Source organism: Streptomyces sp. NPDC055966 (assembly GCF_042269865.1).
In the GTDB taxonomy this organism is placed as follows: Bacteria; Actinomycetota; Actinomycetes; order Streptomycetales; family Streptomycetaceae; genus Streptomyces.
The window spans coordinates 111,427-135,561 of sequence record NZ_JBHJYK010000026.1; the positions used below are offsets into that span (position 1 = coordinate 111,427).

The following is a 24,135-nucleotide window of genomic DNA, read 5'->3' on the forward strand; positions in this document are numbered from 1 at the left end:
CGTCAGCGCGGCCGCGGCCCCGCCCACCCCCGGACCGCCCCGCACACACCGGGGCGTGGCCGGGACTTCCGTCCCGGCAACGCCGTCTCGGCGTGCGTCAGCCCCAGAACTCGGCGAGTTGACGGGCCAGGGGCAGGCCCTGGTTATAACCGGCCCGAGCGGCGGGCTGACGGGTCGACAGATCCATCAGGTTGGTGCCGAAGTAGACGTTGCGGGACTCGTCGTCCGGCAGGATGCATTCAACCCTGCTGCCGCCTGCGCGCAGTTCCTCCGCCTGCGCGTCGAGCTGCATGCCCCACTCCAGCGGGTGCCGTGTCCTGCCGCCCAGGGGCGACAGCACCAGCACCCGCCCGTATCCGGCCGCGAGATCAGCGTTCTCGTTGCGCCGGTAGCCGCCGTCGATGTACCGGTTGTCGCCGATGGCGTAGGGAGGGACACCGAAGCCGTTGGCACAGCTGGCGGCGACGGCGTCCGCCAGGTCGACGCCACTGTGGCGGTCGAACAGGACCGGCTCACCGGTGTGGGCGTCGACAGCCACGATCCCCACCGTTCGCTCCGGCCAGTCCTGGCTGGGCAGCCGACCCGCGACGGTGGCCCGCCACCGGGCCTGCGCGGAGCCGTCCGACGCCGCATCCGCTTCGAGCGCCGCCGCACCCATCCGGCGGCGCATGTCGGCCGCATCCTCGGCGGCGCCGATGATGGCGGCTGTCCGCTCCATGTGGCCTGCGGCCGGCCCGATCGGAGGACGCCCACCGCCGGATCCGGCCGGACCGGGCCGGTGCTGGGGCGCAGTGGCCAGGACGGCGCAGAGTAGCTCGGTCGGAGACACAGCCGTCACCTGGGCGGCGGCCGTCGATCCGGCCGAAGTCCCGATGATCAGATCAGCCTGGGTCACATCCAACCCGGCCTCGAACAGACCGGCGATCACGCCGATCAACCACGCATTGCCTGCCGCCCCGCCACCACCGAGGACTACCGCCCGCTCACCAGCGGCGCGCACCCGCACGGTGGCGTCGATCGTCGAAGTGGGGGGCACGCTTGAGAAAGAATCAATGTGCATGGGAGTCGCCTTTCGCGAATTGCCTGGCGAGCACTCCCGGTGGCGACTACCTAAGCCGCGCGATCGTGGGCTGCAGGGGAGCACCCAATTACGGACACTGCGGTCATGGTGCTCACCTCCTGCTGCTAGATCACGATCGGAACGACGGTAACACGCCGAAGAAGCGGCGTGCAATCGACACCACCACACCGGCCCAGGACTTCAGCGTAGGTCAGATGACGTCCGGTTTGTGATCATCCGAGGCCGAGGAGTGCAAGTGGGCGGCGGGGGTCGCGGGCGTTGCGCCGGAGGCCGGCGGCGACGCTGACGGCCCCGGCGAGTTTCAGGGCACCGATGGCGAGGTTGCGGCAGGTGGCCATGGCGCGGGGTGCGTTGCGGGTCCGCAACTGGGAGGCGTCCTCGGCGAAGGTGGTGTCGCGGACGTGGTGCAGGGCCTCGACCTGCCAGTGTTCCTTGACCAGTTGCGCGAGCCGGGCGGGCGAGGCCTGCTCGGCCGAGAGACTGGTGACTGCGTAGACGGTCTTGACCGTGGTCTTGCGGTCGGTGCGCCGCCTCTTGATCTGGATGGCCTGCTGAGCTCCGGGGAACAGCGGGTTGTTCACGGTGCAGACCTTGATCCGGCGGATCTCCGAGCGGCCGTGGCCGACGCCGTGGGTCCGCCCCTGCAGCGGGATGTCCTTCCAGGGAAGGGACTTGAGCTGCTTGCGGAGCTCCCTCGTGTTGCCCCTGACGATCACGATGTAGTGGGCCTGCCGCCCAAGCAGATAGGCGGCATGCTCGCGCTGGGTGCGCAGGGCGTCGGCGGTGACGACCATGCCGGCCAGGTCGGCGACGGTCTCCAGCAGTGGCCGAAAGCGGGTGATCTCGATGGTCTTGTCGCCGACGTCGAGCCGGGCCAGGACCAGGCCGGTGGTGTGTTCTAGGGCGACGAGCAGATGAATCTTCCGCCCGCCCGCTTTCGCGGCGCCCCGCAGGCTCTTGCCGTCCACGGACAGCGCGCGCAGTCCGGACGGCTTTGGGTGACGGTCCGCGAGCCAATGCGCAACCGCCCGGTGCAGGGCGTCGCCGTCGATTCGGGCCAGCAGCCGGCGCACAGCGGACTCCGAGGGCAGTTGCCGCGCGGGCAGCACCGGGTCGGGGCGGACGCCGAGCTGCCCGAGCACGTGAGCTGGCGTGTCGGCGATCCACTCGCCCGCTGCCAGCAGCGAGGTCGCCCCGGCCAGCACCGCGCATGCGGTCAGAGCCAGGACGATGGCCGGGCCGTGCCGTACACCGCGCGGATCGCGCGGGTCCGGCACCTCGGCCAGCCGTTCCAACGGGCCCAAAATCTCCCCAGAGCCGGCCTGCTGCTGATCACGGAGCCGGCCAAGAACAGGTGGGATCGGAGCTGTTACGCGGGCAGGCACGGTCTTCCAGTTGGATCACGGGGCGTTGACAGCTCCATGATCTTGGAGACCGTGCCTGCTTCCGTTCCTGATCTGCCCCCACCCGACACACCGCTACGAACCGGACGTCACCCGACTACGCCGAAGCCCTGCAACCAGGTCCCCCAGCACGGCAGCACCTACGAGCAGCCGCCGCTGCCGTACTCCATGGGCGGCGGTGAGACCTGGTCCCATGCCAAGCTGCTGGCCTCGGGGGAGTACACCGGCGACGGCAAGGGCGACCTGATCGTGGTCTGGACCGACGGCGAGGTCACCCTGTACACCGGCGACGGCAACGGCGGCTTCACCGGCGAGCGCCAACTGGCTGCACGCCACGGCATCTTCCAGAACGCCAAGTCCATGACCGGTGGGGACTTCGCCGGCGGCAGCGGCTCGGACCTGCTGGTGGTGTTCGACTCCGGTGAGGTCAGGCTCTTCCCCGACGTCGGCACCAAGGGTCTGGACGGCGGGATCAAACTGGCCGACGCCGGTGCCATCTGGAGCCATGCCGATCAGATCACCGGGGGCAGCTTCGGCACCGCGACGTACGTCAGCGACCTGCTGGTGTGCTGGAGCGACGGCGAAGTCACCGACTGCACCGCCGTCAGCGACAAGGGTTTCGGCACCGAACACCAGCTGGAGAAGCCGAAGAGTGCCTGGAAGGACGCCACTTTGGTGACTGCGGGTGACTTCACCGGCGGCAACAACTGGGACACCCTGGTGCGCTGGTCCGACGGACATGTCTCCCAGTTCCAGGACACCGGCCCCGGCGGCACCGGCACGGAGATCCAGATGGCTCCGGCCGGCAGCATCTGGTCCCGCGACTCGGTGATGACGGCGGGCAGCTACGACTCCAACGGCTGGCCGGACGACCTGCTCGTCCGCTGATCCGACGGCGAGACCACCATGTACACACACCGGAGCCACCTTCGGCACCGAGCACATGCTCGTTTCCCCGAAGTAACCCTCCCACCACCTGCCCCACACCGCGGGCGGATCCGGGTGACCGAACCCACCGCGCCACCCGGATCCCCTGCAGGTCCACCCCCGCCGCTCGTTCCTACCGGCCTACGTCCAGCGCATCCCGATCGCGGACAGCTGCTCGTGTCCAGGAGCGGTGTTTTTGATCAAAGGCAGGTGTTCTGGCCTGGGCTGATCAGTTTGGTGTGCTGCTGGACTACTAAGCGACCGCCGTCCTTTGCGCAGTGCGCGTCGAGTCCTGGTGATGCTCACAGATCCTCTCCGTGGACCGCCGGGACGTATGACGAACCCGAGCTGAGGGGGTGGGGCCAGGCCCCCTGGAAGCACGGATGCTGACCGGATGGGAGGGCCGATGGAGATCAGCGAGGCTCTGGCCATGACGAAGAGCATCCGCAACGCCTCACTCCTCGCCGCCACCGCCGTCCTCCTTGTCCTGACCGCTCCGGTCAGGGCCTCAGCCAGTGTCGACGGCCCGCTGCACTGGGCCAGGTGTGAGGGCACTGGCCTCGACCCCCGACAGGAGTGCGCGACCCTCGCAGTGCCGATGGACTACGCCGACCCGAACGGTCCGAAGATCGACCTGGCGCTCTTGCGTATCCGCAGCGAGAAGGCGTCGGCGCGCCGAGGAGCCCTGCTGCTCATCCCCGGCGGGCCGGGCGGCGACAGCCTCGACGAACCGTCCAGCAAGGGGCAGAAGCTTCCTCAGGCCGTGCGGGACCAGTACGACCTGATCGGGTTCGCGCCGCGCGGCAACGCGCCGTCCACCGCGGTTGACTGCGGGGTCGACCACGGCGACCTCGCCTTGACGGCGCTGCGGCCCTGGCCCGACGCCGACGGATCGGTCACCGGGAACATGGCCACCGCCCGGCGCATGGCGGACGCGTGCGCCCGCAACGGCGGCGCGTTGATACGACACATCAGCACGGTAGACAACGCCCGTGACGTCGACCGTATCCGGGCCGCGCTGGGCGAGCGCCGTCTGTCGGCGTGGGGCGTCTCGTACGGGACATACGTCGGCGCGGTCTACGCCCAGCTGTTCCCGCAGCGCACCAACCGCGTCGTCCTCGACAGCAACGGCAACCCCGACCCGGTCAGGGCGGAGCGCGCCTGGCTCGCCGCGTTCGAGGTGGGCGCCGAGGACAACTTCCCCGTGTTCGCCAAGTGGGCGTCCGCGCCACGCAATCCGTACCGGCTGGCCGGCACGGCCGCCGAGGTGCGCCCGCTCTTCCTCCGCCTCGCCGCCCGCCTGGACCGCGCCCCGATCCCATGGCCCGGCGCCAACCCGGCCGAGCTGAACGGCAACGTCCTGCGCCAGACCATGCTGAACAGCTTCTACGACCCCGACGACTACCCCGGTCTGGCTCAGCTGATCCTGGCTGCGCGCGAGGGCACGGTCCCGCCCGCACCACAGTCGCCCCCGGACACCGTGCTGCAGAACCTCACCGGCGTGGCCGCCGCCACCATTTGCAACGACGTCGCCTGGGACCGGTCAACCACTCTTTACCAGAAGGCCGTTGACGAGAGCCGCGCCAAGTACCCCCTGACCGCGGGCATGCCTCGCAACGCAATGGTCTGCGCCGCCTGGCCGTGGCGGCCGGAACATGCGCCGGTGCGGATCACCGACCGCGGACCGGTCGGCCGGATCATGCTTGTCCAGAACGAGCGCGATGTGGCGACCCCACTGAGCGGCGCCCTCAAGCTCCGTACCGCCCTGGGCCGCCGTGCCGTCATGGTCACCGTCAACTCCACCGGTCACGAGGCCTACCTGGCCAACGGCAACGCCTGCGGAGACGAGACGGTGTCGCGGTTCCTGGCCACCGGCCGGCAGCCCGGGGCGGACGTCTACTGCGAGTGAGCGCACGCTGCCGCAGCGCCGAGTCCGCCTTCCCCGCCGCCGGAGCGCTCTGCGCGCTGTCCCTGCCGCTCCTGCTGACGGTACGGATGCGGTCCCTCGGGTCGGGGGACGCGGAGCGGCCGGGGCCCGGCATCGCGCGGCGGCACCTGCTCGACGGGTTGCGCTACATCCGGCGCCACCAACTCATCGGCCCGCTCGTCGCCGCCGACGCCATCTGCGAACTCGGGCTCATCGGCATCCTCGACGTTGGCATGGTGCTCCTCAACGCCGAGCGCGGCCGAGGCTCTTCCGGCTTCGGCTGGATCGTCGCAGCTTCAGCGCAGGAGCAGCGGCCGGCGCCGCGCTGCTCGCGATCGCCGGTCGGCTGCACCCGTGCCAGAACCGGCGCACCTGCAACGAGATCACCAATCGCAGGCTCACCACCGGGCGTTCAGCCAGCCGGCGTGTCCAGCGAGAGTGGATGCGACGCCCTGGACAACCACAGTCCGGACAAGATGGCGTCCAGCCGCAGGCCGACGCCTCGACGACCACCCCCTCTGCGGCGACACAGACCGCCGTGACACGCACATCGATCCCGGGAAACAGCACATCCTCGACCCCCACAACCCTCATATCTGGGCAATCCCCACGAGAAACGTTCCCGCACTCGGGCCATGACCTGGGGATTCACGGCATCGCGGCCAGAACCACTAGCGTGATCGTCCACACGGGACTGACACTGCCTGCCGGTGATGACCGCTTCGGGTACGACCGTGCGCGACTGAGTGTGCTGGTCGGCTGGTTGACCCCGAGGCGTGGGCCCGAATGCTGTGGACGGTGCGGCCGAACCGGTGGCATCGTCAGCGATCGTGACTGAGCACGGTTTCCTGGCGTTGACGCCGCAGTACACCACGACTTCCGAACTGCTCTCGACGTCGGCGTATCGGCGGGGGATGGATGTAGAAGTACTTCCCGCCCACGGTGGTGCGGGCACAGCCACGGAGAGGCGTGGTGGTCACTGCTATGGCGGCCCCGCTTTTGCGGCACGCGTCGTGGATGCCCTTGACGTCGCGCTCTTGGAGCCGTCTGACGACTGGCTGGCCACACTGCCCTACGAGTACACGGGACGGCGGATCGCCATGGCGACGCTGGGCGAGGCGCGCAGTCTGTCCCGGCCGGCGTTCGTCAAGCCACCCAGTGACAAAAGCTTCCCGGCCGCCGTCTACGCCAGCGGGAGTTGCCTCCCGACGGGGCCTGAGCTGTCACTGGACGTGCCGGTACAGATCAGCGACGTGGTGACCTGGGCAGCGGAGTTTCGCCTGTACCTCCTGGACGGCGAGGTCCGCACGGGTTCGCAGTACGCCACCTTCGGCCGTCTCGAGACTGAGCGGTTGGACGGGCACCGGTATGAGGACGCTGTCCTGGAGTTCGCGGACGATCTCCTGGCCACGAGCGGCGGTGGCCTGCCCAGCGCGGTGGTGGTGGACATCGGACTCCTGGCCACACCTGAGCACGGCGCCGCCGACCAGTGGGCGGTGGTCGAGGCGAACATGGCGTGGTTCAGCAATTGCTATGCCGCGGATCCTGACCGGGTCCTGGACGTCGTCCTGCGCTCAGCCGGTCCGCGGACACAGATAGCCGAGCGAGACCGCCCGTTCTGCCAGAACATCGAGGACGCTCACCTGGCCGGCTGAAATGCCGGCAATGCGGCGTCTACTGCTTGCGGCATACCTGCAGCGGGCGGCGCACGGTCCGCCGCTTCCTCGCAGCGCCCTCGATGAGCAGAACTCGCCACTCGCGGCCTACGGGGCTTTCCTGGGAACTGGTGGCGGGCGCGCTTGAGGTGTTCCGTTGTGCTGCGGTGGAACTGCTCGGCGGGTACGAGGGCCGTGATGAGGGCCTTCTGGTCGTCTGGACCGGTACCGTGCCAGGCGAGGTGGCGTCTTCCGCCGCCCGGTTGGGGTTCGTGACGCGGCAGGGCTCCTGGTCGTTCGGTTGATGATCTCACTCATCAACTCCCGGACGCAGGAGCCCTGTTGGTCTCGCGTTGGTCAGATGCTTACCCGGAAAGCGTCAGGTCCCTGACAATGGCGCCCTGGAGCGGGAGCATCGCAGCGTCACTCACACGTCACCGCCGAGATCCACCGGATGCTCCTTATGGAGTGCGGCCTTGGCTCCGCGACCGGAGCTGACCAGGGCTGCTGTGGAAGCGGCAGTGGTGACGGCGAGTATGGGCATCGTCACCAGATGGGCTGCGTAAACGGTATTCATGGTCAATGCTGCGGCGCAGGCGATGGCTGTCGTCGTTACGGCGAGTGCCACGGCAACCCCGGACAGGGCAAGCAGCCGCAGGACCTTGACAGATGGCCGGCACCGGGTGACGACGACGGCCGGTGTCACCGCCATGGTGATGAGGAACGCTGCAGGCCCAAGTACCGCCAAGGCCCCGATCAGATAGGAGATCCGGTCGATCGGGTCGATGGAGGCGAACGCCAGGAGCAGCGGCGCGATCAGCCATGTGGGCAGCGTCGGGAGGAGAACCACCAGCGGGCGCCACGCGGTCCGGTTGCCGGTTCTGGAGGTTTCCGCGAGCAGGGCGAGACCGCCGGCCAACAGGATGAGCCCAGTGCCGTACATGGCGTACTGCGCAACGTCGAGCAGTCGCCACACCAGGTCCGGAGCCAGCCCGGGTTCCTCGGACAGGACGAAGTGCAGCATCGGCAGGGCATACAGTGCGGCACACCAGGTGACCCAGGTGGTGGCGACGCTTGCCTGCATGCGGCGGCGGCGCCGTTCGGCGGACTCTTCGGGCATCACCGGGTGAAGCCATGCCCGCAGCGCGCCGACAAGGAGGTCCGCGACGGCGCGAGGGCCGGCGCCGGTGTCCTCGACCAGTGCTTCTAGTTCGCGACCGTAGCGCTCCCGGAACGAGGGAGGGTATGCCCGCAAGGCCACCCGGGCCGCCATGTTGATCACGCGTTTGCCACCCCCAGCCGGGTCAGTCCGGTGCGTGCGAAGCGGGCCATCGCCCGGAGCCTGTCGTCGAGCACGGTCTGGCCTTCCGCGGTGATGCGGTAGGGCCGCCGGCGCTCGTCCTCGTCCAGCGGCGCGACCAGGCCGCTTTCCTCCAGCCGCGCGATGGCGGCATACAGCGTGCCCGGCCCCAGCCTGATGGACGTCTGCTCCTCGACATCCTTGGTGATCGCGTAGCCGTGCTTGGGGCCGTCGGCCAGGCTGGCCAGGATCAGCAACGCGGGTTCGGCCCATCCGACGCGGTCCCGTTGACGCGGCATCAGGCACCTCCTTCATCCCTAGCGGCTACTACGTTATACGATACTGCGTCGTACGTAGTATTAGTCGAATCCGGCAAGACCCGGGCGCGATGAATCTCGCTACCCCCCGCCCACCGTGGAGGCCGCGCTGACCAGCGGCAGATCCACCTGGCCCCCGGCGTGCCGCCTCAGTGAAACCCTTCTCGTCCTGAGACTCGGGGCTGATGGCGCAGGCCTGGTGGGGGTACGTGACGTGGCAGGGCTCCTGGTCGTTCGGCTGGTGATCTCACTCATCAACGCCCGGATGCAGGAGCCCGGTTGGTCCCGCATCGAGCCATGCTCGACATCCCGCATGAGGTAGTCGAGTACGTCTCCTGGCTCATCTGCGCCCGAAGGCGTGAACTGCGCTCGCGCTGGCGGCGACTGAGCTGCTTCCAGCAGGCCGCCCTCGTGCTGGTGCACCTGCTCTGCCCGGGCGGATCCACGACCTCACGGCCGCTCGCGCTAACGGAGTGATCCAAGCGTGCCTGACCAGGCAGATCCTGGTGCTCGCCGACCGCGCGAACCGCGGGGCCGGCGCAAAGGTCCGCACCCCCTACTATGGCCGCGACCTACCCGAGAAGTACGCCCAGTTCAACGGGGACCACGCCCAGCTGCGGGCACCCGGCGAGCGAGTCTTCGCGCGTTCAAAGCGATGGTGGATCTTCCGCAAGGCCCGCTGCAGCCCGAACCGGATCAACCGGACCGTCGCCGCCGTTCACACCATCGAGACCGCCCGGCGATCAGGATGAGAAAGCTTCAGTGCCTGCGACGTCTCGTCGGGACCCATACCGAACGCCGGCGGCCCCACACCCACGAACGGATCCAGAGTCCATTGCTGCCGTTCGTCGTCCGCCAGCACATGCCACCACTCGAACATGACCACGGAGACTACGGCAGCGCCACGGACCCAGGGCCACCGGCCGCAAGTCCCGCCGGACGGGCTCTGGTCAAGGGCGGTCTTCAGGCGGCGCCAGGCTTCGACGACCCAGCGGTGGACGCCGAGTCCTGAGCCGTGATCGGTACCCCGGCGGGCGATGACCGGGCGGATGCCCAGTCCGCGCAGGTCGCGGCGGTGGATGTCGTAGTCATAGCCGCGGTCGGCGTACAGCGCGCCGGGGCGTCGGCGGGGGCACCCGCGGTTGCCCTTGACCGGTGGTACGGCGTTGACCAGGGGCATGAGCTGGGTGACGGCATGGCGGTTGCCGCCGGTCAGGGTGGCGGCGAGCGGGATGCCGTGCGCCTCGGTGATCACGTGGTGCTTCTGCCGGTCCTGCCCCGGTCCACCGGAGACGGCCCGGTCTTCGCGCCGCCCTTCATCGCCCGCAGGCGCGAGCCGTCCACTGCGGCCCGGGAGAAGTCCGGTTTGCCGGCCGGCCGTAACTCGGCGAGCAGCAACTCGTGCGAGGCCTGCCACACCCCGGCCTCATGCCAGTCACGCAGCCTGCGCCAGCACGTACTCCCTGAGCCGTGTCCCAGCTCCTGCGGAAGGAACTTCCAGGGGCCCCGTGTACAGGACGAAAAGGATCCCGCTGGGCACCCGCCGGTCATCCAGCCGCTTGCGCCACGGATACCGGGCATGCCGCTCTACCACAGGCGACAGCGAGGTCCATCGGGGTCACCAGGCCAGGGGGGAGGCGCCGAGCGGCTCGGCGGAACGGTCGAGGTGCGGGCGCAGGGTCGAGTACGCGATGCGCGTGGGCAGGTAGCTGACTTCGCCGAACGGCCCGTGAACGGTGGCCAGTTCACCGGTGGCGCGCATCAGGTCGGGGGCGGGCAACGCGGCGACGTCGGCCCGTGGGAACAGTCCGAGGTCCTGCACCCACATGCAGACCTTGGCCAGGTCGACGTGCACCCGCCAGCTGCCGCCCTCGCTCGCCCGGCGGCGCAGCGCCTCGATCACCCCGGCCGCGCCGAGGATCGCCGCGAGGTAGTCGTTGAGGAGGTAGGTCGGCGGCAGCCGCGGACCGTCGAAGGAGCCCTCCTCGGCGGAGAACCCGCTGGCCGCACAGGCGAGTTGGTCGAAGCCGCCGCGCCGCGACCAGGGGCCGGTCATGCCCCAGCCGTGGTAGTCCAGCACCACCAGACCGGGCCGCTGCTCGAACAGGGCCTGGGGTCCGAACCCCTTGGTGTCCAGGTTGAGGTAGTTGCTGACATACACGTCCGCCTCGGCGAGCACCCGCCGGAAGGCCGCGGCCTGCACGGGGTCGAGCAGGTCACAGAAGGCGGCGCGCTTGCCGATGCCGGTCTCGATGATCATCCCGTTGGGGTCGGGGTGCGTGGGCGAGGAGACGTGCAGTACGTCGGCGCCCAGCTCGGCGGAGATCCGCGAGGCCATCGGGCCCGCGATGACGTGCGAGTTGTCCAGCACTCGCAGCCCGGTCAGCGGCAGGGCCGGCGGCAGCTCCCCGGCGGCCGGGAAGGGCTCGGGCGCGCTCTCACCCGCCTTGTCCAGGTGGATCAGCGGCTGGCCGTCCAGCAGTTGCCCCTGCGGGTGGGCTCGCCACTCCTGCTGCGTGCGTACGGCGACCGCGGTGCCGCCGCGCGAGCAGATCGCCTCCTCAAGCTCGAAAGCGTCCCAGTGGGCGATCGCGTCCGCCATGCGCTGCCGGTCGGGCGGGCAGTCCAGCACCTCGCAGGCGATGTCGCGCAACTCCGGGTAGGAGAGCAGCACATAGATGTAGCGGCCGTCGCCGGCGCGGTAGAAGTCGCTGTTTCCCAACAGGTTGGGGTCCTCGCCCAGCTCGCTCACGGGCACGCCGCTCACCCGCGTGAGGAAGACCGCCATCAGCTGGTGGATCGCGGACTCGGCGGAGACCGTCACGTCCTGGACGTCCCCGCCCCTCTCCCGCCACAGCGCCGATGCCTCGGTGCCGAGCGCCGCGAGAGCGGCGGCGCAGGCTTCGCCGATGCGGTGCACGGAGGGGGTCAGCGGGTCGGCGCCGGTGATGGTCACCTTCCCGCCGGCCTCCTCACCGGTGATGCCGAGCTGGTGGTAGAGGCCCTGCAGTGCGTCGTAGGAGGTCGTGGTCTCGGTCGCGCTCTCGGTCATGGCCCTCGTCCTTCCGTAGTGGCCGGGTTGGTATTTCCATGACAGCAGCGGGAATTTGCGGGCGTCCAATACCAATGGCAGCGGGCGGCGATATGTGATGCCCTATATAGCTGGTCTGACCTGCTGTCATATCCGGTTCCCTATCGGCTTCCCGGTCAGTCGGTATTGGACGCGACCTGAGGTGCGGGACTTTCCTGGAAGGCGTCGCAACGGCCGAAATGACTACCGTGAAAGGAATGCTATGAATGGAATGCTCTCCGGGGTCCGTGTCGTCGAACTGGGCAGCGTGATCATGGTTCCGTACGCCGGCCAGCAGCTCGGCGACCTGGGCGCGGACATCATCAAGGTCGAGCCCCCCGGCGGAGACATGACCCGCCACTACCCACCGGCCCGCCACCCCGGAATGGGCGGCGCCGGCTTCAATCTCAACCGCAACAAGCGCAGTGCGGTCATCGACCTCAAGGCGCCGAACGGCCGCGACGCGCTGGTCGCCCTGATCCGTACGGCGGACGTGTTCCTCACCAACGTCCGCCCGCAGGCCCTGGCCCGGCTCCGGCTCGGGTACGAGGAGCTGCGGGCCGTTAACCCCCACTTGGTGTACGTCAACGCACAGGGCTTCCGCGCGGACTCCGCGCTCGGCACCCACGCCGCGTACGACGACATCATCCAGGCGGTCTCCGGGCTGGTGTGGCTCAACCAGCGGGCGGGCGGCGAACCGCGGTTCGTGCCCAGCCTGATCGCCGACAAGATCTGCGGACTGCAGATCAGCCAGTCCGTACTCGCCGCCCTGCTGCACCGCGAGCGCGGCGGCAGCGGTCAGCACATCGAGGTGCCGATGGCCGACACCATGCTCGCCTTCAATCTGGTCGAACACCTGGCCGGGGCGGTCATGGAAGGCGAGTTCGGCGCGCCGCGCTCGCTCAGCCGCACCCGGCGGGCGCAGCGTACAGCGGACGGCTGGATGTGCATCCTGCCGCACAGCGACCGCAACTGGCGGGACTTCTGCACCTTCGCCGGCCGCCCCGAGTTCGCCGCCGATCCGCGGTTCGCCGACCGCGCGCTGCGGGCCCGCAACGCCGACGAGATGTACCCGGTGCTGGACGAGATGACGGTGACTCGCACCTCCGCCGAGTGGCAGGAGTTCTGCGACAGTGCCGGCGTCCCCGCCTCGCCCGTGCACAGCCTGGAGTCGGCTGTCGCCACCGCCTACGCCCGCGAGGGCGGCCTGCTGGCCGAGGCCGAGCACCCCACCGAAGGCAGGTACCGCTCGATCGCCCGTCCGGTGCGCTACTCCGCCGACCCCGCACCGACCGTGCGCCCCTGCCCCGCCCTCGGCGAGCACACCGACGAAGTGCTCCGCGAGGCCGGTTTCGACCCCGCCCTGCTGAACAAGGAGTAGTTCCATGACCACGACCACCGACACCCTGCAACTGCGCCGGCAGGTGCGGGACTTCCTCGCCGAGGAGCGCGCCCGCGGCACCGTGCTCGGCCGCCCCGACTCCTGGCTGACCGGCTGGGACCCGGAGTTCAGCCGCCGGCTCGCCGGGCGCGGCTGGGTCGGCATGGCGCTGCCGCCCGAGTACGGGGGCGGCGGGCGCGGATTCGCCGCCCGCGTCGTCGTGATCGAGGAGTTGCTCGCCGCCGGGGCTCCCGTCTCCGCGCACTGGGTCGCCGACCGCCAGGCCGGACCCTCGATCCTGACCCACGGCACCGAGGAGCAGAAGCAGCGGTTCCTGCCCGCCATCGCCGCCGGGCGCTGCTTCTTCTCCATCGGCATGAGCGAGCAGGAGGCCGGCTCCGACCTGGCCAATGTGCAGACCCGCGCCGAGCGCGTGCCGGGCGGCTGGCGGCTGACGGGTACGAAGAAATGGACCGGCGGCGCGCACGTCAACGACTACGCGATCGTGCTGGCCCGTACCAGTGAGCACGAGGACCGGCACCAGGGGCTCGGCCAGTTCATCGTGGACCTGCGCGCCCCCGGCGTACGCACCGAGCCGATCCACCTGCTCACCGGCGAGCACACCTTCAACTGGTTCCACCTCGACGGCGTCGAGGTCCCCGACGGCATGCTGCTCGGCCAGGAGGGCGACGGCTGGAAACAGGTCACCGGCGAGCTGGCCTTCGAACGCAGCGGGCCCGAGCGTTACCTCTCCACCTTCCCGCTGCTGATCTCGCTGACCCGCGAGCTGCGCCGGAGCGCAGCTACCCCCGACCAGCAGGCCCGGCTCGGCGCCCTGCTCGCCCGGGTCTTCGCGGTACGGCAGCTCTCGCTGGGCGTCGCCGACGCGCTGGACGCGGGCCGCCCGGCCGACGTGCAGGCCGCGCTGGTCAAGGACCTGGGCACGCGCCTGGAGGGCGAACTCGTCCACGAGGTACGGCGCATCCTGCCTGTCACCGCCGATACCGGGGCCACACCCGGGTCGTACCCCCACCACCTCGCCTACGCGCTGCTGCACAGCCCCGGCTACACCCTGCGCGGCGGCACCAACGAGATTCTTCGCGGCATCATCACCCGCGGTCTGGAGCAGCAGTCATGACCACCACCCTTGCCACCCGCGTCACCGCCCTGCGTGAGGCGGGCCGCCTCGCTGAGCCCGGCCCGTTCGGCGAGGCCGTGCTCGGGCACCTCGAACTCACGCTCCCTGAGGCCTCGCTGACTGTCGCGCTAGCCGACGGCCTCACCCTCGCGTACGCCCACCCTGCCGTCACCCGGGTCGGCCCGGCCGGCACCTCGGGCGAGGACGCCGCCCTGCGCGTCTCGGGCACGCTGCCCCGGGTGCCGTACGGCGCCACGTCCACCGTCATCGTACTGACCGAGGGTCCGGGCGGGCCCGTACTGTTCCCGGTCGACCCGGCCCGTACCACCGTCGTCCCCGGCACCAACCTCGCCGGCGAGCCCCGCGACACCCTCCACCTGCACGACTACGCGGTGTCCGCCGCCGACGTCCGCCCCCTCGCCCCGGGCGAGCTCGCCGAGGCCGGACTCCGCGCCGCTCTCGCCCGCGCCGCGCTGATCGCGGGCGCCGCCGAGCGCTGCGTCGAGCTGACCGTCCGGCACACCACCACCCGCACCCAGTTCGGCCGCCCGCTCAGCCGCTTCCAGGCCGTCAAGCAGGAGGAGGCTCGCCTGATCGAGGAGTCCGCACTGATCCGCGCCGCGGTGGACGCCGCCGCCCGCGAGCTGTCGCTGGTCGGCGTGGCTGCCGCCAAGGCGCAAGCCTCCGCCTCGGTCGCCGAGATCGCCCGCATCGCCCACCAGCTGCACGGCGCCATCGGCTTCACCGAACTCGGCGAACTACGGTTCGCCACCACCCGGTTGTGGTCCTGGCGCGACGAGGAGGGCGACGAGTCGTACTGGGCCACCCGGCTGGGCCGCGAGGCGCTCGCCGCGGACGACGTCTGGGCGCTGCTCGCCGTCTGATCCACGCGTCACCCGGACCCCGGCCGACCGGGCCGGGGTCCGTACTTCCGCCGCCTGCCCACCCACCACCCGATCTACGCTCACCTCATGGATCTCACGCCCCGCCTGCTGGAACAGTTCACCGTACTGGCCGAGGAGAAGCACTTCGGCCGCGCGGCAAGCCGTTTGATGATGAGTCAGCCCCCCCTCAGTCAGGCGGTCCAGCGCCTGGAGAGGATCATCGGCACCCGTCTGCTCGACCGGAGCAGTCAGGGCGTCAGCCTCACCCCCGCCGGTGAGGCCTTCGCGGCCGACGCCCGACGGATACTGGAGGCGCAGGAGTCCGCCCTCGCCCGCGCCCGCCGGATCGCCTCCGGCGAGGAGGGCGAGCTGCGCGTCGGCTTCGTCAACAGCCTTGGCCACTGGCACCTGCCGCGCCTGCTCGCCGACGCCGCCGAGCAACTGCCGGGCCTGCGCCTGCACCTGCGGCAGGGATCCACCGCCGCGCTGATCGAGCTCGTCCGCAGCGGCACCGTGGACCTCGCGCTGGTACGCCAGCCCACGTTCGACGACGACTTGACCGTCCACCGGCTCACCGAGGAACGCCTCGCCGCCGCCCTGCCCGCAGCTCACCATCTCGCCGGGGCCAACCGCCTCTCCCTCGCCGACCTGCGCGAGGAGTCCTTCGCCCTCGCCGGCGACGGGCCACTCCTGCAACTGGCCCAGCGCGTGCTACTGGCCTGTGACCGCGCGGGCTTCGTCCCCACCGTCCGTGCGCACGCCGACGACCTGCCGGGCCTGCTCAGCTACGCCGCCTCCGGCCTGTGCGTCACCCTCGCCCCCGAGCACACCGCCGCGCTCTCCTTCCCGGGCGTGCGCTTCCTCCCGCTCACTGACGAGGCTCCCGAACTCACCACCACCATCGCGGCCCTGCACCGGCCCGGCGCCGACCCGGCCGTACGCTCGCTGCTGGCCCTCGCAGCCGCCTCGCTCGCAGGTTAGCCGCTGGCTCACGCAAATCGGGGCATGGTTCACTCTGCGGTCGTGACGAGGGGGCAGAAGCGTTGTGAGGTTTCTCCAAGGCCGGGTAGTTTCTCACGCCCTTTCTGCGAACAAAGATGTCGCCGGAGCACAGCCCACGCGCCGGCTCAGATCGCGAAGGCCCTTCGTGCTGGGTGCATGCCGGAGGCCGGGGAACGCCCAGGTCATCTTGTCCCAGACCCGGCGGTATCCGACCTCGGGGAACAGACACATCGCGAGCAGGAAGCGCACGCCAACCCCGAGGGAAGATCCCGCAGCCGCTGCTGGACCGTACCAGCTGCTCCGCCGGGCCATGGTGGAGGCAGCCGAATCACGCCCTCCTGGTTTGCGCGCAGGAGGTCACCGAGCAGGACATCGGGGCGATCGTCCGCAGAGTCCTGTCCGCGTTGGCGCCTCCACGCCGTCCCCGCGTCAGCACCCGCACGGTGAAGTCGCCCATCTCCCGCTATGGCGAACGAAAAAGCACGGCCACTGCGCTCGCATTCCCGGTCGCCTCCAGCGCCACCTGGTCGTCCGGACGCAGCTGTGCGGCGAACTCCCGCAGCGCCTCCGTCCGGCACCCCACCCGGCCCCAGTCCGTGACGCGTCCGTCCTCGACCACCGCGACCTGAGCGAAGTCGCGGTGAATATCCAACCCGATGAACCGTCCCATCATCCGTCTCCATGTCTCGACATGAACCTGGTACGGGGATCAGCTGGGCGAAACGACACCTACGGAATCGCGCTCACGACGCAGCCAGGCAAGTCGCAGGGGCGGCCATCTACTAAGGCGGGCTCACAGCCCATCGTTCAAGATCGGCCTGCCCATGCTGATTCCCCGGGCGCCCCTTGTCCTGACGGTCGCACCGTGCAACCGGGCCGAAGTCCGGTCACCAGGACGCAGACAGCGGCGCCCACAGATTTCATACCTGGTACGAATCCCATCGAGTCCACGTTCGCCACCGTCCGTCTGCGCACGAAGGTCACCGAGGGCGTCGGCAGCGCGGTCGCCGCCCTCGCCTTGGTCTCCAAACTCGTTGAGTCCGCTCAGCAGCGGTGGCGAGCGGTGAACGCACCCCACCTCGTCGCCCTCGTCCGCGCCGGAGCCCGGTTCGAACGCGGACACCTCGTCGAGCGCCCCAAGGCTCACGCAGCCTGACTCACCGGGTGCTGCGGTCAGTGCGCCGAGCCCGGAGTTCCAACGATCAGTGACAGATCGCCCAGGTGCGCGAGCAGCACATCCACGCATGCCCGCGGGTTCAGGATCTCGGGGTGCAGGACGGCGCTGAGGCTGAGCCCGTCCAGGAGCGCCGTGAGCCGCTCGGACTCAAGGTCGAGGTCGAGGCCAGGGCGCAGGGTGCCCGCTGCGTCCAGCCGGGTGAGCACGCGGCGCATCAGCCATCTCGTGCCTTCGGCGGCTTGGCGTGACAGGTCGCCGAAGGCCGGGTTGGTGCGGGCAGCGGTGTTGAAGTCCAGGAAGACGGTGACCTCGGCGCGGCGTTGCTCGTCGAGCGGCAGTAGCTCGGCCAGGAACCCGGCTGCGAGCTGGAGTTGTTCGGGGCGGGGGTGGCCTTCCAGGTCTCCGATTCGCTCGACGTGTTCGAGCAGACGACTGCTGGCCCGGTCGAGCATCGACTGCATCGCAAAGCGCATCAGGTCCTGCTGGCTGGCGAAGTAGTGGCGCAGGGAGCCGATGTTGAGCTGGGCTTCGTCGGCGACGGCTCGCAGCGAGGTGCGATGCAGACCTTCACGGACGACGACTCGGAACAGCGCGTCGACGACGAGGCGACGGCGAGCGTCCGGGTCTACGTGCTTGGGCATGCAGCCTTTCTATCACGGCTGTGATACAACGGTTGTATCACAGACGTGATACAACGGGTGGAGGCTTCTTCGTGGAGACGTATCTCAATCTCATGCTCATCAGGTTCGGCGTGGTCGTGGGCGGTCTGGTGGTGCTGGCGCTGCTGGTCTTCGCCATCGCTGTGACTCTCAAGCGCAAGGGCAGACTCGACGACGTACGACAGTATGCAGACCCCGTAGTGAAGGCCGGCCTGCGTGCTGCTGCCCGACGGCTTGAGGGCGGGAAGAACGGGGCGTCCTGGTCGCGGCGACAGGATGGCCGATGATGAACAGCCTCGGAGCGGAGTCGTCGGAACTCCTTCACCACCTGCTGCTGGACCGCGCGATCAAGGTCGTCATCGTGGTCGCAGCCCTGGGCATTCTGGCGCTTGGGATGACGGTGATCTGGCGGAGGGCCGGGCGTTCAAAGAAGCGGCTCGACTGACCGACGACACCAACCGATCCACAGCTATGGACTATTCCTCCAGCAGGCGGCGGTGATCCGCCAGTTGAGTTCGCCGCCGGTGCGGTCCTGAAGCCCTTCGGGCAGGTCGTCCATGCCGTCCTGGAGGATGGGTGCAGCTCTTCTGCAGGGGAGCTGTGACCTGCGTGGATTGGGCTCGTGCGAACACTGGGCGGTGCTCCCACGACCGAACGGGTCATGGGAGCAGCACCGCGCGAAATCCCCGGTTATGTCGGCTACTCCCGTGGTTGAGCACCCTGTTTCCGGAGAGAGGGTGCCGACAGCGGGCGCACAGTCTCAGATTTTCTCCCCGTAGTGGACCGCGCCCTGCCAGTCCACGACCACGACCGGCTCGTCGCTGACCACCCAGGCGTCGTGGCCGGAGGGCAGCACGGTGAGGTCACCCGGCTTCGCGTCGAACTCGGTCCCGTCGGCCATGCGGATGCGGATCGTCCCGGACACGTGGTACTGGAAGTGCGGAGCCTCGCACCACTCCGTGCCGGCCACGGGTTTGACGTCCTTCGACCAGCGCCAGCCCGGCTCCAGCACCAAGCGGCCGACCGCACCGCCGCCCACGTTGATGATCTCCGCACGACCGTTGGGGAAGGTGCGGACCTCGTCCGGGGCCGAGAAATCCAGGTGCTCGGGCCGCGCCGGCGCAGTCGCCTCCTGCGTCTCCGCACCCTGGGTCTCCTCGTCCCATGCCTGCAAGCTCGTCTGCGTGGTGATCCGCCCGTGCCGCAGGTCCAGCATCGAGGTCGACAGAACCTTCGTACCGTCCGGGTACCGGCACTGCTCCAGGTACGCCGCGTGGCTACCATCGGCGGAGACCACGACCTGCCCCAGGCGATGCTCCATGTCCCGGCTGCACACGTCCTCGAGGAACTCGCCGATTGCGGCCGTGCCGGCGATCTCATGCGGGTGACTCGGCTGGTCGCGATGATCCACCATGGTCACCCGCGCATCCTCCGCGTACAGGCCCCGCAGGGCCGAGGCGTCACGATCCTCAATCCCGCGGCGCAGCGTTTCGATGTCGAACATCGGACTGCTTTGCGTAGTACTCATTCGCTGCCACCTCTGATTCCGGCAGTCCTTCCGATCTCAGGCGTCGGCGGCTCTCGGGCGTCTCCGGCGGCCGATCCCTCGCCTTGGTGTTTCTCCTTACGACGCTCCTCCTGCCGACAAGACGCCGCAACCAGGCCTGTGCTCGCCCTCTCAGACCGAAGGTCGGTCCCTGACAACAGGGCCAGGGCCGCCTGCCGGCAGCAAGGGCGGCGCTCGGGTGGAGCTGGCCAAGACGGTCGAGGTGGTGCTGCTCGGTCTGGGGGACGGCGTCACTCGGGTCCAGCGCAAGCAGTACACGGCCTACCGGCGGCTGCGGAACTCAGCCCGTGTGTCTGCGCGCTGCAGCAGACCAAGCGGCGCACGCCGGGGCGGGCAGGTGCCACCGAGGGCCTGCGACGCACCGCCGTCATCGGCAGCGGCGGGGCGGGCCTCACCGCCGCGTACATCCCGACCCCGATCCGCGAAGAGATCGGCATCACGCACCGCACGTGGCTGGAACCGATCCGCAGCCGGCTCCTTGCCAGAGGCCTGACCCTCGACGAACTCGTCCCCCGCTCCGGCTACTTCAAGACACGTCTGTCGGAACTCCTGCGTGGCAAGGGCTACTACCCCGGCTGGGAGATCACCTACAGCCTGGTGAAAGGCCTGGACTTACCACCGTGGCCGCTGCGCCGGCTGTGGACCGTGGCCGCCCGTGAGGCGGAGAAGAACACGATCTGGATCGAGAACGGCATCCGCGCCGTGCAGCCGCTGGGCCCTGAGTGGCCGCCCGTCGCCCACCGCGGCTTTACCCAGGCCATGCGCCCTCCCTGCAGCGCCTACGCCGGGGCTTTCCTCCAGACCGAGGACCGCACCCGCCGCGCGGTCGGGGAGACCTTCGATCTCCTGTGGCTCACCTGGGACGCCGCGACCGCAAGCCCCTACACCCCGCGTCACGCCTGACAGATGCTGCGCTCGCGGGTCATGGCACGGGCGGACCAGAGGGACGGGCACCCCGATCTGAGGCACGCGGCGTTCTGCACCACCGCCCCGGCCGGCATCACCGACCTGACCGAGCGCATAGCCCATATCGACACGATGGCCCGCTTCTTCAACGCGGTTGCCCGGCTGCCCCAGGACCAGATGGACGTCATCGTCCTGCGCCACCTGTGCGAGGTCCACCCCGACGCCGTGCCCGGCATCGTCGGGCTGACGCCCGCCATGACCCACAGCCTGGACCGCCACGCCCGAGGGCCCCTGAAAGGCCTCCAGCTCCCCGCCGACACCCTGGAGTGATCACCCCGGCCATGAGCATCATCGACGACCTTCTCGCCCAGTGCCGGCTGCTGCCCGATCCGCAAATCCCTCCCGACGTCGTCCCGTAAGACGTGCGTTGTTACCCGACAGTGGTCTCACGTCCGCGGCGTGGGCACTGAGAGCCTGGCACGCCAGGTCTTCGGCGGCATGCTCCAGGTGGCGCGGCGTCTGGTTGGGATTGTCCCAGACGGCCGGGAGGCGCCGGCCGGGAGGCGGAATGCAGTAGCGGTGGCCCAGGTCGCTGGTGAGCGCGGCCCGGGCGGCGGGCGACAGGAGGTTCTCGCTCGCCACGAGGTTGGCCGTGGTGAGCGGGCGCTGCTCATGGAAGTCGATGAGCTGAAGGATCTGCTGGATCGGAACAGGGCGCATCTTGGGCATGCTGTCGGCCTCTCAGTGCGATTCCCGGGTGGGTACCACCGTCCATCGACGGTGTTGACACAGTTCCGGCCGCGGGCTCACGACGCCCGGCCACAGATGCTCGTGCGGCTGTCGGCGCGAAGAGGGGACGCGGCGGTACGGACTACGGATACTCGGACCGGATCTGCGTGGAGAGCAGGGAATGCGACGTGCGGCTGATTCAGCGCCGGGCCGGAGCGGCTTACTACCCGGAGCGGTTGCTCGGCGCGAGGATCATCAGCACGGTCGGCCGCGGGCGCCTGCTGTACGTGACGGACGTTCCTGTCGCCGACGCCGAGGAGCAGGTCGGCTACTACCTTTCGCTCACCGGCGTCCGCCCGGCGGCGATGCGGAGGGTTGAGCTGGCGAGTGTTGAGGACCCGTCTTGGCGATGGCTCAGCCACAAGCTCCTGGACCCCGCGCGTGCGCAGGAACGATCGAGTGGAGCACCACGGACGGCTACAGGTGCGCAGCGTCGTCAACCTGACCATCGACCGCACCGTCCTCAACGACGCGACCGTGTCCGGCTACGTGACCGAGGGCTTGTTCAAGGGGCACGGCTTCAGCGGCACGTTCTCGACGAGTCTGTTCGGCGGCGCGGGCAAGTGCACCATCGGCGCCCCGTTCGGCGGTGTGAAGGAGGCCGCGTTCACCGGCGAGTACAGCAACGACTGACGCTGCTGCAGTCGGCGTGAGCCGCCGCGACGACTTCGGGGGAACGCCTGGCCCTTTTCGAGCTCGGCGAGTGCCCGGCAGATGCTGGCCAAGGTAGAGATCTGGTCCTTGCGTTCGCCGGTCGGGAATCGGCCCGGGAGCCGCGCCGCCGAGCGCTGGGAGGAGTTCTCGGTGCTGTCCGTCGTGGTCGGCGTGGTGGAGGTCGGCCCTGTTCACCCGCCCATGCGTGCGGATCATGTCAGCCCAGCCTTCGTTCCCAGGTTGCGGCGCAGCGCGTTCTTGTCTGTCTTGCCGGTGGGCGTCAGAGGCATCGCGGCCAGCCATCGCACTATCGCCGGTCGGTGGGCCGGGGCAAGGGCATCCACCACCATCTGGCACGCCTCGGCCGCCGTCTCCTGGCGGGGTGAGTGGCCCGGTGAGGGGACGAGGAACGCGACGATCTCTTCGCCGGTCGTCGGGCTGTCACGGCCGACGACGGCAGCCTCGGCTACGGCCGGGTGACGGGTGAGGGCGGCCTCGATGGGGCCGCTGTAGATGTTGCGGCCCTCCACGATGATCATGTCCTTGAGACGGTCGACGATGTGCAGGTAGCCGTCGGCGTCCAGGCGGCCGATGTCACCGGTGCGCAGCCAGCCGTCGTCGAAGACCTCGGCGTCGAGGTCGGGGCGGTTCCAGTAGCCGGCCATCATCGCCGGGGACTGGACCCACACCTCCCCGGCCCGGCTGGCCGGCAGCGGCTTGCGTTCGTGGTCGCGGATCGTGACGTCGACGCCGGGCACGGGACGACCAGCCGAGGCGAGCAGGCTCGGTTTCCCGTCCAGGGCGGCGGCATGGTCGTCGGGCGTCAGCCGGGCGATCACGCCGGTCTCGTTCGTGCCGTAGCCCTGGCGGAACGCGGCGGTGGGAAAACGGCCGAGAGCTTCGGCGAGCCGTTCCGGGTGGATCCGGGAGTTGCCGTAGCTGATCGACACCAGCTCACGGATGCCGTCCCTGGTGTCGGGGTGCTCGAGCAGCCGGTAGATCTGGGTCGGAGTGAGGTAGGTCGCGGCGACCTCGGCACGGCGGCACGCGGCGGCGAACTCCTCGGGCGAGAACTCCGGCATGATCTCCACTCGCCGCCCCGACAGGAGGTGCTCCAGGCAGCGTCCGCCGGCGCGTTGCGCCAGCGAGGTCGCCGAGACGAACACCAGCTCGGCAAGGCCGCTGTCCTTGCGGGCCCACGCGGTCCGCGCACCCAGGGCGCTAAACCGGGACGCCACGCCCTTGGGCAGGCCGGTGGTGCCGCTGGTGTACATGACCCGGGCGATGTCGTCGTCTTCCGCGTGCACAGGCATGGGGTCCGCGCTCTGGGAGCCGGCCCGCTCCAGCAGTTCCGTCAAAGGGAGGGTGGGCGTTTTGACGGCGGGGACCGGGCCGTCGTGCACCACCAGTGCCGGATTGCAGTCGCGCAGGATGTGGGCCAGGGCGTGGGTGTCGGGGGCAATCACCACCGTGGTGATCCGAGCCCCCAGGACGTGGGCGGCCAGGCGAACCAGCAGCGCCTCCGGCCGGTTGCCGCTCACGCACGCGATGCCCGTCCCGCGCCGGACGCCGAGGTCGTGCGTGGCCCGGGCGAGCCGGTAGGCCGTGTCCCTGACCATGCCGAAGGACAGCTCTGTCCCCTGGAAGACGATGGCAGGCCGGTCCGCGTACCGGTCGAACGCCTCAAACAGGCTGGTGACGTACTGGGCGGGCAACCGCGCCACCTCCCGAGTCCAGGGGGACAGACTGTCCACCAGCTTCACACATCGGAAAGAACCGCCCGGGGATCTGTAGAGGACTTCAGGCGGCAGACATCGGTCGGCGAACCAACACCCGGACAACGACGGACCTTGCCCGCACCGCGGGCGCCGTAGTTCGTGACCCTGGTCTGAACGATACCGATCCGGATGGAGGTGGCGTCCTTGCGAATGTCGGTGGCAACCACCGCCGCCCTCGAACGCCACGCCCCCACCAGTGACCAGCCGGGCCCGTCGCCACCACCTGCCACGAACTCCTATGCCTGCCCGGGCTTTTGGGACGATAGAACTGGTTCCTCTCGTACACCTTTTGTGCCGCTGGTAGGGCCCGCATCGTCTGGCAGCACCGATGCATCCGATCGCTGCAGGGCCGCTCCCCGCCGTCACCGGCGTCTCTGGGACCGGACTGCCAACCAGCTTCTGCCCGGCTGCTGTGACAGCCGAAGCGGAAGATTTCAAGTCCAGTGAGACGGTCGTGACGCTATGAGGTTTGTGGTGCGGGTTCCCTGCGCTTGGCCGGGTCGTTGATCCATGCCTGCTG

Annotated in this window: 23 protein-coding genes and 3 pseudogenes; 14 read left to right on the forward strand and 12 right to left on the reverse strand. The window is 69.6% G+C overall.

Annotation, left to right across the window (positions count from 1 at the left end; genetic code table 11):
* Positions 1–97: 97 nt before the first annotated feature.
* Together ACFC8N_RS40260 and ACFC8N_RS40265 are read right to left on the reverse strand one after the other, a co-directional pair.
* Positions 98–1,006 carry a patatin-like phospholipase family protein gene (locus tag ACFC8N_RS40260; protein ID WP_376294221.1) on the reverse strand — a complete coding sequence of 303 codons (909 nt, stop codon included), beginning with the start codon at positions 1,004–1,006 and terminating at the stop codon, positions 98–100.
* A gap of 287 nt (positions 1,007–1,293) precedes the next feature.
* Positions 1,294–2,376 (reverse strand): ISAs1 family transposase, encoded by a 1,083-nt coding sequence (locus ACFC8N_RS40265; protein ID WP_376294224.1) that lies wholly within the window; start codon positions 2,374–2,376, stop codon positions 1,294–1,296.
* Between the two features lie 141 nt (positions 2,377–2,517).
* Here ACFC8N_RS40265 and ACFC8N_RS40270 point away from each other — a divergent pair, with 141 nt between their 5' ends.
* From ACFC8N_RS40270 to ACFC8N_RS40280, 3 genes are all read left to right on the forward strand, one after another.
* Entirely contained in the window at positions 2,518–3,372 is an 855-nt protein-coding gene (locus ACFC8N_RS40270; protein WP_376294226.1) for a hypothetical protein, read from the forward strand.
* Between the two features lie 469 nt (positions 3,373–3,841).
* Positions 3,842–5,320: an alpha/beta hydrolase gene (locus ACFC8N_RS40275; RefSeq protein WP_376294229.1), complete on the forward strand. Its 1,479-nt coding sequence runs from the start codon at positions 3,842–3,844 to the stop codon at positions 5,318–5,320.
* A gap of 845 nt (positions 5,321–6,165) precedes the next feature.
* Positions 6,166–6,993: an ATP-grasp domain-containing protein gene (locus ACFC8N_RS40280; RefSeq protein ID WP_376294276.1), complete on the forward strand. Its 828-nt coding sequence runs from the start codon at positions 6,166–6,168 to the stop codon at positions 6,991–6,993.
* A 427-nt stretch (positions 6,994–7,420) separates the two neighbouring features.
* Here ACFC8N_RS40280 and ACFC8N_RS40285 read toward each other — a convergent pair whose 3' ends face one another.
* On the reverse strand, positions 7,421–8,275 hold the full coding sequence (locus tag ACFC8N_RS40285) for a hypothetical protein (protein ID WP_376294231.1): 855 nt from the start codon (positions 8,273–8,275) through the stop codon (positions 7,421–7,423).
* A complete protein-coding gene (locus tag ACFC8N_RS40290; RefSeq protein WP_069782265.1) occupies positions 8,272–8,592 on the reverse strand; it encodes a PadR family transcriptional regulator in 321 nt (106 codons plus the stop codon). The genes ACFC8N_RS40285 and ACFC8N_RS40290 overlap by 4 nt, the downstream gene beginning before the upstream one ends.
* Before the next feature lie 315 nt (positions 8,593–8,907).
* Between ACFC8N_RS40290 and ACFC8N_RS40295 the strand changes: the two are divergent.
* Positions 8,908–9,362: pseudogene (locus tag ACFC8N_RS40295) on the forward strand (transposase family protein).
* 206 nt (positions 9,363–9,568) lie between these two features.
* On the opposite strand, the pseudogene ACFC8N_RS40300 reads toward ACFC8N_RS40295, so the two are convergent.
* Positions 9,569–10,213 (reverse strand): annotated as a pseudogene (locus ACFC8N_RS40300) (IS5 family transposase); the annotation flags it as partial.
* Positions 10,214–10,228: 15 nt separating this feature from the next.
* The gene (locus ACFC8N_RS40305) at positions 10,229–11,662 is read right to left on the reverse strand and encodes a CoA transferase (RefSeq protein WP_376294233.1); all 1,434 of its coding nucleotides are present in this window, start codon (positions 11,660–11,662) and stop codon (positions 10,229–10,231) included.
* Positions 11,663–11,903: 241 nt separating this feature from the next.
* Here ACFC8N_RS40305 and ACFC8N_RS40310 point away from each other — a divergent pair, with 241 nt between their 5' ends.
* The 4 genes from ACFC8N_RS40310 to ACFC8N_RS40325 all read left to right on the forward strand — a co-directional run bounded on the left by ACFC8N_RS40310 (position 11,904) and on the right by ACFC8N_RS40325 (position 16,064).
* The gene (locus ACFC8N_RS40310; RefSeq protein ID WP_376294235.1) at positions 11,904–13,061 is read left to right on the forward strand and encodes a CaiB/BaiF CoA transferase family protein; all 1,158 of its coding nucleotides are present in this window, start codon (positions 11,904–11,906) and stop codon (positions 13,059–13,061) included.
* A 4-nt stretch (positions 13,062–13,065) separates the two neighbouring features.
* Positions 13,066–14,199, forward strand: a complete 1,134-nt coding sequence (locus tag ACFC8N_RS40315) for an acyl-CoA dehydrogenase family protein (RefSeq protein ID WP_376294237.1) — start codon at positions 13,066–13,068, stop codon at positions 14,197–14,199.
* Positions 14,196–15,083 (forward strand): acyl-CoA dehydrogenase family protein, encoded by an 888-nt coding sequence (locus ACFC8N_RS40320; protein ID WP_376294239.1) that lies wholly within the window; start codon positions 14,196–14,198, stop codon positions 15,081–15,083. The genes ACFC8N_RS40315 and ACFC8N_RS40320 overlap by 4 nt, the downstream gene beginning before the upstream one ends.
* A gap of 87 nt (positions 15,084–15,170) precedes the next feature.
* Positions 15,171–16,064 (forward strand): LysR substrate-binding domain-containing protein, encoded by an 894-nt coding sequence (locus tag ACFC8N_RS40325; RefSeq protein WP_362817539.1) that lies wholly within the window; start codon positions 15,171–15,173, stop codon positions 16,062–16,064.
* A gap of 93 nt (positions 16,065–16,157) precedes the next feature.
* Here ACFC8N_RS40325 and ACFC8N_RS40330 read toward each other — a convergent pair whose 3' ends face one another.
* The gene (locus ACFC8N_RS40330) at positions 16,158–16,397 is read right to left on the reverse strand and encodes a transposase domain-containing protein (RefSeq protein ID WP_376294243.1); all 240 of its coding nucleotides are present in this window, start codon (positions 16,395–16,397) and stop codon (positions 16,158–16,160) included.
* Positions 16,398–16,548: 151 nt separating this feature from the next.
* Positions 16,549–16,755 carry a hypothetical protein gene (locus ACFC8N_RS40335; protein WP_376294244.1) on the reverse strand — a complete coding sequence of 69 codons (207 nt, stop codon included), beginning with the start codon at positions 16,753–16,755 and terminating at the stop codon, positions 16,549–16,551.
* Between the two features lie 261 nt (positions 16,756–17,016).
* Here ACFC8N_RS40335 and ACFC8N_RS40340 point away from each other — a divergent pair.
* Positions 17,017–17,241, forward strand: a pseudogene (locus ACFC8N_RS40340) (IS256 family transposase); the annotation flags it as partial.
* A gap of 17 nt (positions 17,242–17,258) precedes the next feature.
* Here the strand turns inward: ACFC8N_RS40340 and ACFC8N_RS40345 are convergent.
* Positions 17,259–17,903, reverse strand: a complete 645-nt coding sequence (locus ACFC8N_RS40345) for a TetR/AcrR family transcriptional regulator (RefSeq protein ID WP_376294246.1) — start codon at positions 17,901–17,903, stop codon at positions 17,259–17,261.
* A 71-nt stretch (positions 17,904–17,974) separates the two neighbouring features.
* Between ACFC8N_RS40345 and ACFC8N_RS40350 the strand changes: the two genes are divergently transcribed.
* Together ACFC8N_RS40350 and ACFC8N_RS40355 are read left to right on the forward strand one after the other, a co-directional pair.
* Positions 17,975–18,208, forward strand: coding sequence for a hypothetical protein (locus ACFC8N_RS40350; RefSeq protein ID WP_376294248.1), 234 nt, complete (start codon positions 17,975–17,977; stop codon positions 18,206–18,208).
* A complete protein-coding gene (locus tag ACFC8N_RS40355; protein WP_362817547.1) occupies positions 18,205–18,366 on the forward strand; it encodes a hypothetical protein in 162 nt (53 codons plus the stop codon). The genes ACFC8N_RS40350 and ACFC8N_RS40355 overlap by 4 nt, the downstream gene beginning before the upstream one ends.
* A 315-nt stretch (positions 18,367–18,681) precedes the next feature.
* Here the strand turns inward: ACFC8N_RS40355 and ACFC8N_RS40360 are convergent, their stop codons facing one another.
* The gene (locus tag ACFC8N_RS40360) at positions 18,682–19,449 is read right to left on the reverse strand and encodes a nuclear transport factor 2 family protein (protein ID WP_376294250.1); all 768 of its coding nucleotides are present in this window, start codon (positions 19,447–19,449) and stop codon (positions 18,682–18,684) included.
* Between the two features lie 636 nt (positions 19,450–20,085).
* On the opposite strand from ACFC8N_RS40360, the gene ACFC8N_RS40365 reads away from it, so the two are divergent.
* Together ACFC8N_RS40365 and ACFC8N_RS40370 are read left to right on the forward strand one after the other, a co-directional pair.
* The gene (locus ACFC8N_RS40365) at positions 20,086–20,391 is read left to right on the forward strand and encodes a hypothetical protein (RefSeq protein ID WP_376294251.1); all 306 of its coding nucleotides are present in this window, start codon (positions 20,086–20,088) and stop codon (positions 20,389–20,391) included.
* Positions 20,392–20,412: 21 nt separating this feature from the next.
* Positions 20,413–20,724: a hypothetical protein gene (locus ACFC8N_RS40370; protein WP_362817550.1), complete on the forward strand. Its 312-nt coding sequence runs from the start codon at positions 20,413–20,415 to the stop codon at positions 20,722–20,724.
* A gap of 18 nt (positions 20,725–20,742) precedes the next feature.
* On the opposite strand, the gene ACFC8N_RS40375 is transcribed toward ACFC8N_RS40370, so the two are convergent.
* Positions 20,743–21,123 (reverse strand): hypothetical protein, encoded by a 381-nt coding sequence (locus ACFC8N_RS40375; protein WP_376294253.1) that lies wholly within the window; start codon positions 21,121–21,123, stop codon positions 20,743–20,745.
* A gap of 459 nt (positions 21,124–21,582) precedes the next feature.
* On the opposite strand from ACFC8N_RS40375, the gene ACFC8N_RS40380 reads away from it, so the two are divergent.
* Entirely contained in the window at positions 21,583–21,816 is a 234-nt protein-coding gene (locus tag ACFC8N_RS40380; RefSeq protein WP_376294255.1) for a hypothetical protein, read from the forward strand.
* A gap of 233 nt (positions 21,817–22,049) precedes the next feature.
* Here the strand turns inward: ACFC8N_RS40380 and ACFC8N_RS40385 are convergent, their stop codons facing one another.
* Positions 22,050–23,552, reverse strand: a complete 1,503-nt coding sequence (locus ACFC8N_RS40385; RefSeq protein ID WP_376294258.1) for a class I adenylate-forming enzyme family protein — start codon at positions 23,550–23,552, stop codon at positions 22,050–22,052.
* Positions 23,553–24,135 lie beyond the last annotated feature (583 nt).